The sequence below is a fragment of the Bradyrhizobium sp. 1 genome (assembly GCF_023073315.1).
Taxonomy (GTDB): domain Bacteria; phylum Pseudomonadota; class Alphaproteobacteria; order Rhizobiales; family Xanthobacteraceae; genus Bradyrhizobium.
In genome coordinates this window covers 104,849-115,109 of sequence record NZ_JADPJH010000018.1, presented here as the reverse complement: position 1 = coordinate 115,109, position 10,261 = coordinate 104,849, and the positions used below count along the sequence as shown (strand labels likewise).

The 10,261-nt window shown below is 61.7% G+C and carries 11 protein-coding genes and 1 tRNA gene; 6 read left to right on the top strand and 6 right to left on the bottom strand.

The annotated features are described in order from the left end of the window. Window positions 1–171: 171 nt before the first annotated feature. Window positions 172–513, bottom strand: a complete 342-nt coding sequence (locus IVB29_RS12915; RefSeq protein WP_247503755.1) for a hypothetical protein — start codon at window positions 511–513, stop codon at window positions 172–174. Between IVB29_RS12915 and IVB29_RS12910 the strand changes: the two genes are divergently transcribed. Then, window positions 503–694 (top strand): hypothetical protein, encoded by a 192-nt coding sequence (locus IVB29_RS12910; RefSeq protein ID WP_247503754.1) that lies wholly within the window; start codon window positions 503–505, stop codon window positions 692–694. The two genes, IVB29_RS12915 and IVB29_RS12910, sit on opposite strands and share 11 nt — an antisense overlap. A gap of 7 nt (window positions 695–701) precedes the next feature. Here IVB29_RS12910 and rpoH read toward each other — a convergent pair whose 3' ends face one another. Both rpoH and IVB29_RS12900 read right to left on the bottom strand, forming a co-directional pair. Beyond that, the gene (gene rpoH / locus IVB29_RS12905; RefSeq protein WP_247503753.1) at window positions 702–1,601 is read right to left on the bottom strand and encodes an RNA polymerase sigma factor RpoH; all 900 of its coding nucleotides are present in this window, start codon (window positions 1,599–1,601) and stop codon (window positions 702–704) included. A 219-nt stretch (window positions 1,602–1,820) separates the two neighbouring features. Then, window positions 1,821–2,828: an RluA family pseudouridine synthase gene (locus IVB29_RS12900; RefSeq protein WP_247503752.1), complete on the bottom strand. Its 1,008-nt coding sequence runs from the start codon at window positions 2,826–2,828 to the stop codon at window positions 1,821–1,823. On the opposite strand from IVB29_RS12900, the gene IVB29_RS12895 reads away from it, so the two are divergent. Next, window positions 2,827–3,171, top strand: coding sequence for a hypothetical protein (locus tag IVB29_RS12895; RefSeq protein WP_247503751.1), 345 nt, complete (start codon window positions 2,827–2,829; stop codon window positions 3,169–3,171). The two genes, IVB29_RS12900 and IVB29_RS12895, sit on opposite strands and share 2 nt — an antisense overlap. A gap of 57 nt (window positions 3,172–3,228) precedes the next feature. Next, window positions 3,229–3,303, top strand: a tRNA-Glu gene (locus IVB29_RS12890). Window positions 3,304–3,405: 102 nt separating this feature from the next. Here the strand turns inward: IVB29_RS12890 and IVB29_RS12885 are convergent. Beyond that, entirely contained in the window at window positions 3,406–4,086 is a 681-nt protein-coding gene (locus IVB29_RS12885) for a hypothetical protein (RefSeq protein ID WP_247503750.1), read from the bottom strand. A gap of 168 nt (window positions 4,087–4,254) precedes the next feature. On the opposite strand from IVB29_RS12885, the gene IVB29_RS12880 reads away from it, so the two are divergent. After that, window positions 4,255–5,145, top strand: a complete 891-nt coding sequence (locus IVB29_RS12880) for a hypothetical protein (RefSeq protein WP_247503749.1) — start codon at window positions 4,255–4,257, stop codon at window positions 5,143–5,145. Beyond that, on the top strand, window positions 5,135–6,130 hold the full coding sequence (locus IVB29_RS12875; protein WP_247503748.1) for a DUF2806 domain-containing protein: 996 nt from the start codon (window positions 5,135–5,137) through the stop codon (window positions 6,128–6,130). Before IVB29_RS12880 ends, IVB29_RS12875 begins: the two co-directional genes overlap by 11 nt. A gap of 134 nt (window positions 6,131–6,264) precedes the next feature. Here IVB29_RS12875 and IVB29_RS12870 read toward each other — a convergent pair whose 3' ends face one another. Together IVB29_RS12870 and IVB29_RS12865 are read right to left on the bottom strand one after the other, a co-directional pair. Then, on the bottom strand, window positions 6,265–7,218 hold the full coding sequence (locus tag IVB29_RS12870) for an alpha/beta fold hydrolase (RefSeq protein ID WP_247503747.1): 954 nt from the start codon (window positions 7,216–7,218) through the stop codon (window positions 6,265–6,267). A gap of 203 nt (window positions 7,219–7,421) precedes the next feature. Further along, entirely contained in the window at window positions 7,422–7,961 is a 540-nt protein-coding gene (locus IVB29_RS12865; RefSeq protein ID WP_346731285.1) for a hypothetical protein, read from the bottom strand. 806 nt (window positions 7,962–8,767) lie between these two features. On the opposite strand from IVB29_RS12865, the gene IVB29_RS12860 reads away from it, so the two are divergent. After that, window positions 8,768–10,258 carry an amidohydrolase family protein gene (locus tag IVB29_RS12860; protein ID WP_247503746.1) on the top strand — a complete coding sequence of 497 codons (1,491 nt, stop codon included), beginning with the start codon at window positions 8,768–8,770 and terminating at the stop codon, window positions 10,256–10,258. Window positions 10,259–10,261: the final 3 nt, after the last annotated feature.

The window sequence follows — 10,261 nt, the reverse complement described above, 5'->3', positions numbered from 1 at the left end:
GGTGCGCTCCCTCGCCCCGCTTGCGGGGAGAGGGTTGGGGTGAGGGGGAGCCTCCGCGGGGGTGGTGACAGATAGACTCGCGGAGAGTCCCCCCTCACCCGGATCGCATCTATCGATGCGATCCGGCCTCTCCCCGCAAGCGGGGAGAGGCGAAGAAGGGCTCAGCGCCTCTCACACCGTCTCCGACATCCACCCGAAGAACCGCCGCATCAATCCCGGCCGCTGCGGCGATTCCGGCGGGCCGTCTGCCGCCAGCACGCGTTTGAAGAAGTAGTCCAGGAACACCATGTCGTTCGGCTCGGTGACCGTGAATGTCTCCTCGCCGAAGAAGACGCTGTAGTTGAAGAAGAACGGCCCCATGATCGGGATCGTCGCGGTCGAGGCGTAGTCCTTGGAGATCACGAACTCCGATGGTTCGAGCCCGTGCTCGCGCATCGCCTGCTCGACCAGCGGCAGCTTGCGCATGAACTGGGCTTCGAAGCCGCCGACGGTGGATTGCAGGATGATCGACACGGTTTTTGTCCGTCCAGTTGATGCTGCCGGCCCAATCATTCTGGGGCGGTTGACCGGCCGCGCGGGTTCAAGATGCCCCGCCGGCCTCTCCGCGAACATGCTGCATCTCACACAAACAAAAAAGCCGGCGTTGCCGCCGGCTTTCTGTCTCTTATCGATCCGCCAATTCCTGGTGCTGTAATCCGTGCTTAGAGCGCGGCTTCCAGTGCGGCCTGTTCGGCCCTTGCGATGGTGCCCTTGACCGCGGCCTGCACCTTTTCAAAGGCGCGGACTTCGATCTGGCGGACGCGCTCGCGCGACACGCCGAACTCGGCGGCAAGGTCTTCCAGCGTCATCGGCTCGTCCGCAAGGCGGCGTGCCTCGAAGATGCGGCGTTCACGCGGGTTGAGCACGCCCATGGCGCCGTTCAGCGCATCACGGCGGTGATCATATTCCTCGTGCTCGGCCAGCATGGCTTCCTGGTTGGGCGAATTGTCGACCAGCCAGTCCTGCCATTCGCCGGCTTCGCCGTCGTCGCGGATCGGTGCGTTGAGCGACGCGTCGCCACCGAGGCGGCGGTTCATGTCGACCACGTCCTGAGCCGTGACGCCGAGACGCTTGGCAATGATGGCCACCTGGTCGGGGCGGAGATCGCCTTCGTCCAGTGCGGAGATCTTGCTCTTCGCCTTGCGCAGGTTGAAGAACAGCTTCTTCTGGTTCGCGGTGGTGCCCATCTTCACGAGCGACCAGGAACGCAGAATGTACTCTTGAATCGAAGCCTTGATCCACCACATCGCGTAGGTGGCGAGACGGAAGCCCTTCTCGGGCTCGAAACGCTTCACCGCCTGCATCAGGCCGACATTGCCTTCCGAGACGACCTCGGAGATCGGCAAGCCGTAGCCGCGATAGCCCATGGCGATCTTGGCCACGAGCCGGAGATGGCTGGTGACGAGTTGGTGTGCAGCGTCGCGATCATCGTGTTCGCGCCAGCGCTTGGCGAGCATGTATTCCTGCTGGGGTTCCAGCATCGGGAACTTGCGGATTTCGCCGAGGTAGCGGGAGAGGCCGGATTCTCCATTGAGGACCGGCAGAGTAGCGGTACGGGCCATTGTGAAGCCCTCCAAGGTTCAGGCCCCCGATAGCGGCGGGCCAGGCAGACGACCGCTTTGTTAAAGCCGGCCGTAGCTGCGATGTTCCGCGTTGGTCCTTTGCCAACGCAGACGCAATATACTCCATGCGGGGACAAAAAGGGAAGGATTGCTGACGTCACGTCCCCGTGTGGCAGCCATAACTTTTTGTAATGTAACGATTTTCTGAATCTGCCTGCGTCATAGCGCCGCTTTCAGGCAGCCCTGAAGGAGAAGCAAATCCTCCGGCAGAGGCGTCTCCCAGTGGAGTAATTCTCTCGTCCTCGGGTGCTCTAATACCAGCAGATAAGCGTGCAGGGCCTGTCGCCCCAGCGCCGACAAAGCCCCCTGCGACTCGGGGCCAAGCTGGTTCGCCTTGGTCTTGAAATGGGGGCCATAGACGGCATCGCCCATCAGAGGGTGGCCGATATGGGCGAGGTGGACCCGGATCTGGTGGGTGCGGCCGGTTTCGAGTTCGCAGGTGAGCAGCCCCGCGATCGGCTTGCCGTCGCGGCCCGTAAAGCTCTCGAGCAGCTCCCAATGGGTCACCGCCTCGCGGCCGCCCTGGCGCACCGCCATCTTCTCACGCGCATGCGGGTGGCGGTCGATCGGCGCATCGACGGTGCCGCGATGGCGGCCCGGGAGCCCCCAGGCAAACGCCATATAGCCGCGGCGCATCGGGCCGGTGCGGCCGTGGTCGGCGAATTGCGCGGTGAGCGAGGCATGGGCGAGGTCGTTCTTGGCGACCACCATCAGCCCGGTCGTGTCCTTGTCGAGCCGGTGCACGATGCCGGGCCGGCGCACCCCGCCGATGCCCGACAGCGAGCCGCCGCAATGGGCGATCAGCGCGTTCACCAGCGTGCCGGTCTCGTGGCCGGCCGCGGGATGCACCACCAGCCCCTTCGGCTTGTTGAGGACGACGATGTCGTCGTCCTCGAACACGATATCGAGTGCGATATCCTCGCCTTTGGGCTCCGGCGGGGCGGCTTCAGGCACGTCGATTATGATCGTATCGCCCGAACTGACGTGATAAGCGGGGTCGCGGACCGCGGCGGCCTTGAGGCTCACCGCGCCCGCCAGGATCAGGGCTTTCAGCCGCGATCGCGACAGGTCGGTGAGGTGCGCCGCCAGCACGCGGTCGAGCCGGGTCGAGCCCTCGTCGCCGGCAACGACAACCTCCAACCTTTGCGCAGAGCCAGAATTTTCCATGACGACGTCTGATACCGCTGTTCCCGAACCGAGCCCCGAGCAGGCCGCGCTGTTCGCGCGGGTGCGGCGGTTGATGCTGATCGCGGGGTTGACCACGGCGCTGGCGATCTGCGCCGTTCTGATCGCGGTGGGCTACCGCCTTTTCAAGTCGGAGGGAAGGGCGGCTGACACCGTCGGCGACGTCACCACTACCCTGCCCAAGGGCGCCAGGATCGTCGCGACCGGGGTCGCCGGCGACCGCCTCGTGGTCACGCTGGATGTCGGCGGGGTCACCGAGATCCGCACCTTCGATGCCCACACCCTGAAGCCGGCCGGAAAGCTGAAATTTGCCAATGAGCCTTAAAAGGGCGGTTCGGGTCCTTGCGGCGGACAAATTTCGAGGTTATTGGCTAGCCCTCACGCTCCCTTCGTCTAGCGGTTAGGACGCGGCCCTCTCAAGGCTGAAACAGGGGTTCGATTCCCCTAGGGAGCGCCAGCGATTTCAGTGACTTAGCAAGTCGCGGTTTCCCCCGACCCGTTTTCGACCAAGTTAGCGCCAGGTATCGCGAAGGCGCCGCGTCGGGCGCGCCGGCAACACTTAGAACGGAATGTCGTCGTCCATATCCGATCGCTTGTGCTCAATTCGCTTCGGCGTTTTTGGCGCTGGCAACTGAGGCCGGTCGTCGTTTTTCGACGTTCCGAATACCCTCGCGACGGCATCAAGTAGATCGAGAATTTTGCTTCGCTCAACGGCTTTCCCGGTGACCTCCGCGACCTCGATTACAAGGGCAGCGTATGCGTCATATCGGGTGCGGTTCAGATCCACCTCCTTTTCGAGGATGTTGAGCTTCGTCAGTAGCGATTCCCGCTTCTTCTCCTCCACCTCAAGCTTCAGGAAGATATCTCGTACTTGCGCGAGCAGGTGATGAACCTTCGTTTTCGCTGAAAGGTCGAAGCGAACCGAATGTCCTTGAATACGGCGGCCGTGGCGAATTTGAAGTCGCGTTACGTAGTGCTTCACTCGTTTGCTGAAAAACTGGTAGGTGCTGAAGTCGACGTTTTCGATACGCGGCACCTCGTCGTTGAAGGCGGCCTCGACAATTTCCAGCTCTTCGGCTGCTCCTAGCACCTGTGCAATATAGTCTGTGTAATACACGCTGAGAATATCGTGCTCGCCAGCTTTGCTCACCGCATCTTCGCATTCCCTCCGATACCGATCCTCTAGCACCAGGAAGGCTTCCTCGGGATTTTCCGGCAAGTCCCAGAAATTGTGTTCCATTTCAGAATGCTTTCCGCGCCGCGACTCAGGAAGGATTGTACGATGGCGCTAAGCTCCGGAGTCAATTCTCGACATTGGTTGTTCAGCCCGTAGTTGTACGGGTAAAACACTGTACTGTAGTTACAACACATATCTAAGGAAGCGCATTAGCCAACGAGGACTTTGCCTGTGTCAAATGACACCGAACAACGGAAGAAGCTCACGTTCGAGCAAGCGGAAGGCGCCCAACCTCTTCCGTCACAACTCCGGTTGAAGGAAGTTTCGCGAGAGCTGCGGGCGCTGCTCTGGGCAAGAATTCATTCTTATCTGGAGGACGCGATACAGTACGATGATTACACTCGGGGCACATTTCGCGCGCCCTGGTCGACTATTTTTAAGGACGAGTTCGTTTATCGCCAACATAAAATGGCGGACCGCTACGAGAATTACGCTGATGAGCAAATCACCTCGCTGCGCGATCTCTTCGAGAAGGGGAGCTATCTCGCAATATTTGGCTGGTTGGAGTTTGTTCTTAAACATCCAGCCTGCCCGGGAAGGTTGCCGCAACAGGTCGAAAATATCCTCCGTCACTGCCGGGCAGCCTATCGGGTGATCGATGACGTCGTGATCTGCCCCATTGGGTCAGAAGCCGAACACGCGACCGTCACTAAGGCGTTTGCCGACTTGGCTTCCACCCAATTCAACGGAGCCCGCGCACATTTGCGGAACGCGGCGACGCAGCTGACCGCGGGGGCGTACGCTGATTGCGTTCGGGAAAGCATTCACGCCGTGGAGGCTGTCGGCAAGACGCTAGACCCAACCGCCGACATTCTGCCGAAGGCATTGAGGAGGCTGGAACAGAAGATCGCGATTCACCCGGCGATGAAGAACGGCTTCGTCTCGCTTTACGCTTACACGAGTGATGAAAAGGGCATTCGGCACGCTCTCCTCGACGACGGCTCGGCCAAAGTGGACGAGGCGGACGCGTTGTTCATGCTCGGAGCCTGCGCCGCGTTCGTTTCCTATATGATCAATAAGGCGCGCTCAAACGGGTTACTGGAGGGCAGCGATGGGAGATGATCTGCCGGCCGTACCGGGAGAGAGCGCGGGCCTCCCGACGCTTAGCGAAGCAATCGCAAACTGGCTCGGCTTCCAGTTGCCGTCCATCCCGATGCCTCAAACCGTCAAGAACGTCGATAAAGCCGTCGGCCAAGTATTGTTGGCGGCGGGCGAAAACGCGGCAGCGCGGATCAAGGCCAATACGGGCAAGCAAAAGGCAAAAGGCAAGATTGAAATTGAGGGAATGTATCGTACGGAGGAAGAGAAGCGCAAGCTAGAGAACCGCGCCGCTTCGGTTAAAGGGGCCATTGATGAGTTGAATGAGAAGCCCTCGCAGCAAGATGCGACGCAGGAAATCGATGACGATTGGCTGAATCTGTACGCGAAGCTCGCAGAGGACAAGTCTTCAGAAGAGCTGCGCAGCCTTTTCGGGAAGATATTGGCGGGCGAGATACGCAAGCCGGGTACTTTCTCGTTGCGGACCTTGCAGTTCGTCTCGGCTCTATCGCGTGAGGAGGCTGATAAAATCACTAACTACTTCAAGTTTGTCCTCGCCGCCCAAGCCATTCCCACGTTTGCAGAAGTAGACGGCGATAGATTCTTGACCTTTCAAAACAGACTCCTAATGCACGAACTCGGCATCGTCTCAAGTCCTAGTGTTATGGGAGGGCTGGAGTACACGGTGCAAGTTAAGCCGTCAGGGAAGGGTGTTCTGTTAGCCTCCGATTACGCGATCTCGATTATAAATAATAGGGACATCCTTCTTGAGGCTAGCTTTGGTTGCCAAGCTCTAACGGTGACCGGACAGGAATTGTACGCGATTGCGGCAACTTCACTAAAAGCTCCCGTTGAATATTTGAAAGAGGTGGCTAATCTAATTTATCATCAGGTCCGTGCAGCCGGCTCAGAAGGTGATCTTCGCCTCGGCAACATTAAAGTCGAGGTTGTGAAACTCGCTGGTGAGGCCACTGAAACCGTATATACCGCATCCGGCGACGACGTTTAGCAGACACAGCGGCGCGTACTTCCAAGCTTCACCGCCTCCATCGCCAACAGGGAGTCGGGCGCATACTTCGAAACGCCGAGCGCGAGCATCCGCTGTAGGCAGGCCTCTTCGCACGGCTCGGCGCAGGCGCACTCTCATGCGATCGTGCCGTCGATCGAGCGGCGGATCACCCGCTGCACTTCCGCATTCGACAGAAACAGATCGTGGTTGATGATGCCCCAGCCTTCCTGCGAGGCATCGACCACGCGCACACCGAGCTGCGCGATGACGGCCTTCTCGGCGGCGCCGACCCTGGTCATTCCACCTGCGATTTGTCCCGACAGCGCCAGTGCGCGATCGTTCGTCGCGGCGATCACGGTGATTTTGGCGGCGAGCGGACTGATGCGCTGGATCGCCGACGAGAACACATCCATGTCGATATCAGGCGCGGCAAACACGACCGCGCCGATCTTGCCCGTGATTGTGTCGCCGTATCGCGCATAGAGTTGACGCAGGCTTTCGAGCGTCAGCATGGTTCCCATGCTGTGCGCAACGATGTGCACGCGGCCGGTGCCTGGCGCCGACACGAGCGCGGAGAGCACGCGCTCGAACTCGTCGCGAGACCACATCGCGCTGTCGCGGTCATAGGCATAGTCGAACAGTCCTGCCTTGGAGGGCCAGGAGAACACCATGGTCCGGCCGCGGAACTTGATCCCGTCGGAGAGATGGGCGCCATCCAGCACCGCCGTCTCGAACGTCTGCTTGAAGCCGTGCACATAGATCAGCACGTCGCCTCCGCCGGCCTGCGCAACGAGATCGCCAACGTCGGCCGACACCGGTTCGACCCGGTCAAGGCGCCAATCGCCAAGTCCAACCGAGGCGAGAGAAAGACGGCTCTCGTCCGGCGCCACCAGCTTCGCCCGCGCGAGCGTCATGGTCGTCGCGCGCTCCGGCCCGAACCAGGGTTTGGTGCGACCGCCGTTCACGGGCTTGCGCGTGGTGGTGACGAGCAATGTGGGGTCAACCGAAAGGGACGACGCGTCGAAGCGCGCGCCGGTCGCACCGAGGCCTGCGCATCCGCCGAGCGCGAGGGCACTCCCTGCCGACAAAATTCCGCCGAGGAGCGCGCGGCGCGAAACAGAATGACGGGAGTCGCCGTGCAGGAGACGTCGGTTGATCACATGGAACCTTTGGGAACTTTGCCCACCGTAACGCGCCCCGCCTGACTCCCTTGGATGACAATGGGGGCGAGAAGACGGCGGACTAGCTGCGCGGTCGGTTGCACGGGCATGGCGCCATAACGAGCGCCAGATCAGCCGACGATTTCAATCTCATGCAGCGCGCACCAGTCGCGCAACGCTCGCTCTTTCGCTCTCGCTTCGAAGTCATGCCAGCGATCGATCGCATCTCGTCTGGTGAGCAGAGTCCTGAATTTCAGATAGGCGCCCCGCCTGCTGAAGGCATCGCGAACGGTGTCGAAATCGTCGGGCAAGAACTCGCGCGCGAAGTCGAGCACCAGCGGCTTGCCCAGGCCGAGTTCACGCTTCTTCGGAAGCGCCACGTATTTCTCCTCGTCGTGGATGTCGTCCGGCAGTTCGTCGTGAAACTCGTCTGAATCCGGAAAATCGGTTTGATAATGGATTGTCCCGGTCTGCTTGCAGACGAAGGCGCAAAATTGTCCCAGGTTGCCGTCGGTATTGGCGAACTCGAAGGCCTGGGTAATATCCTCGATACTTGCTGGCATGGCCCTCTCCATCGACGGTAAAATACCGCAATGCGTAAATTCTGTAAGGGGGGCGGAGCTTTCGATGGCGATCTGCTTGTCGCGCGAAACACTCCCGATCGCTGTCAATCGCCTCGCCAATAATATTCCACTTTACCGAAATTCGGAAACGGCGTATGTCTCGCCCATCCCAGCCCACCAAAGGGGCGGTCGTACGTCGCCACGAACGCGGGCTGGGTTGCGGTGGACGCGGGCGGCGTTAAAGGCGGGCTTGCGCGTGCAGGGCGAGATGAACCTCGTGAGCATGGCGCGAACCGCGAAGACGGACGGCGCCTAAGCTTTGCGAAGCCTCTTGGCGAAGCAAGGTCGCCTGCGTACGGCGAAACCGTATGGTCCTGACCGTCGTTGCTACGGTCAAGCCCTGGCGAAGGCATTATCGCGTCACCGGCGCGAGAAGCATGAATGTCGCGGGGGCGAGGGAGGCCAGAAGGAATTCGGCTCCCGGGAGAGCGCGGCACAGGCCGTCAAACCATCGCGCAGGGAAGGCCTGGTTTCGGCTGCCCTGTGTCTCCCCTGTGCATTGCGTGTGCATCCATTCAGCATGGGGGTCTTATGGGTGCCAGCCGTCGCCCGGTCTTCCCTGCGCCCTTTCTTTCCGAGAGGGTGTGACGAGAAGCACAGCTCGGGCAAATCATGCCGCGAGGACGCGAGCGCGTGTCGATCGGCCGACGGCGTTGTGGCTTTCCAAATCGAACACTTCCGCGAGCACCGACCTCCCCGTAAGAGCATGCAGCATCGGCATCCGCGGTGGTGGTCGGCTGGCTGAAAATCTGCACTATGCGCGCCGGGACGGTGCGCGATACGGCCGCTCTCACCCTCCGAAGCTGCCGCCGGGCCTTTGGAGGCCATGGCTTTCTGCTTTTTGGAGTGACGATATGAGCGGTTTGGTGATCTCTGGCGGCCGGGTGGTGGATCCCGCGAGCGGGATGGACGCCGTTGGCGATGTGGCGGTGGTGGACGGCAGGATCGCCGCTGTCGGCACGGGCCTCGGCGGTGCCGAGCGGGTGATCGACGCCACCGGCCTCGTGGTCGCGCCCGGCTTCATCGACCTGCACGCACATGGCCAGTCGATCCCGGCCGATCGCATGCAGGCGTTCGACGGGGTGACGACGACGCTCGATCTCGAGGCCGGCGTGCTGCCGGTCGGGTCCTGGTATGAGCGCCAGGCGAGGAAAGGTCGCGTGCTGAACTACGGCGCGGCGACGAACTGGGCTTTCGCGCGTATTGGCGCGATGACCGGCTCCAATGCGGAGAGCTCGCTGGAGGCGTTCGGCAACGCCATGCGCGATCGCCGCTGGATAGACAACGTGGCAACCGATGCGGAGGTATCAGGCGTCCTCGAGCGCCTCACGCGCGGCCTGAACGAGGGTGGCATCGGCATCGGCATCCTGAACGCCTATGCGCCGGGCGCCGGCGTGCAGGAGTTGACGGCGGTCTGCCAGCTGGCTGCAGCCAAGGACGTGCCGACCTTCACCCATGTCGCCTTCATGTCGCGCATCGACCCCGAAAGCGCGGTGGAAGCCTATATCCGGCTGATCGGCTATGCCGGCGCCACCGGCGCGCATATGCACATCTGCCATTTCAACTCGTCGAGCAAGACCGACATCGAGCGTTGCCGCGTGCTGATCGCCAAGGCGCAGGCCTACGGCCTGCCCATCACCGTCGAGGCCTATCCTTACGGCACCGGCTCGACCGTGCTGGCCGCGGCCTTCTTCAGCGACCCCGAATTCGTCGAGCGCAACGGCACCGGCTACGATTCGGTGCAGCGCGTGACCGACGGCTACCGCTTCCACGACCGCGAGGAGCTCTTGAAGGCGCAGGCCGACGAGCCGTCCTCGCTGGTGCTCTGGCACATCCTCGACACCGACAACAATGCGCACCACCGCGATCTGCTGGACATGTCGGTGCTCTATCCCGGCGGCGCGATTGCATCCGACGCGATGCCGTGGACGACGTCGGACGGCAAGACCTACACCGGCGATGCCTGGCCGCTGCCGGATGACGCCACCTCGCATCCGCGCTCGGCCGGCTGCTTCACGAAGTTCATCCGCGAATGGGTGCGCGAGCGCAAGACCGTGTCGCTGCTGGAAGGCGTGCGCAAATGCGCGCTGATCCCGGCCGAGATCCTGTCGCAGAGCACGCCTGCGATGCGCGCCAAGGGCCGGCTCACGAAGGATGCCGATGCCGACATCGTCGTGTTCGACTACGAGAAGCTCTCGGACTGCGCGACTTTCACGGCGATGAACCGGCCGTCCGAGGGCGTGCGGCATCTCGTCGTCAGCGGCCAGCCGCTGATCAGCGACGGCGTGCTGGATGTGGCGGCGCGGCCCGGAAAGCCCGTGCGCCGTCCCGTCGTCGAGAGCTGATAC

Coding starts and splice junctions, on each gene's coding strand:
- IVB29_RS12900 (WP_247503752.1), bottom strand. CDS start 2,828: ATGGAAAATTCTGGCTCTGCGCAAAGGTTGGAGGTTGTCGTTGCCGGC.
- rpoH (WP_247503753.1), bottom strand. CDS start 1,601: ATGGCCCGTACCGCTACTCTGCCGGTCCTCAATGGAGAATCCGGCCTC.
- IVB29_RS12910 (WP_247503754.1), top strand. CDS start 503: ATGATCGACACGGTTTTTGTCCGTCCAGTTGATGCTGCCGGCCCAATC.
- IVB29_RS12875 (WP_247503748.1), top strand. CDS start 5,135: ATGGGAGATGATCTGCCGGCCGTACCGGGAGAGAGCGCGGGCCTCCCG.
- IVB29_RS12895 (WP_247503751.1), top strand. CDS start 2,827: ATGACGACGTCTGATACCGCTGTTCCCGAACCGAGCCCCGAGCAGGCC.
- IVB29_RS12885 (WP_247503750.1), bottom strand. CDS start 4,086: ATGGAACACAATTTCTGGGACTTGCCGGAAAATCCCGAGGAAGCCTTC.
- IVB29_RS12860 (WP_247503746.1), top strand. CDS start 8,768: ATGAGCGGTTTGGTGATCTCTGGCGGCCGGGTGGTGGATCCCGCGAGC.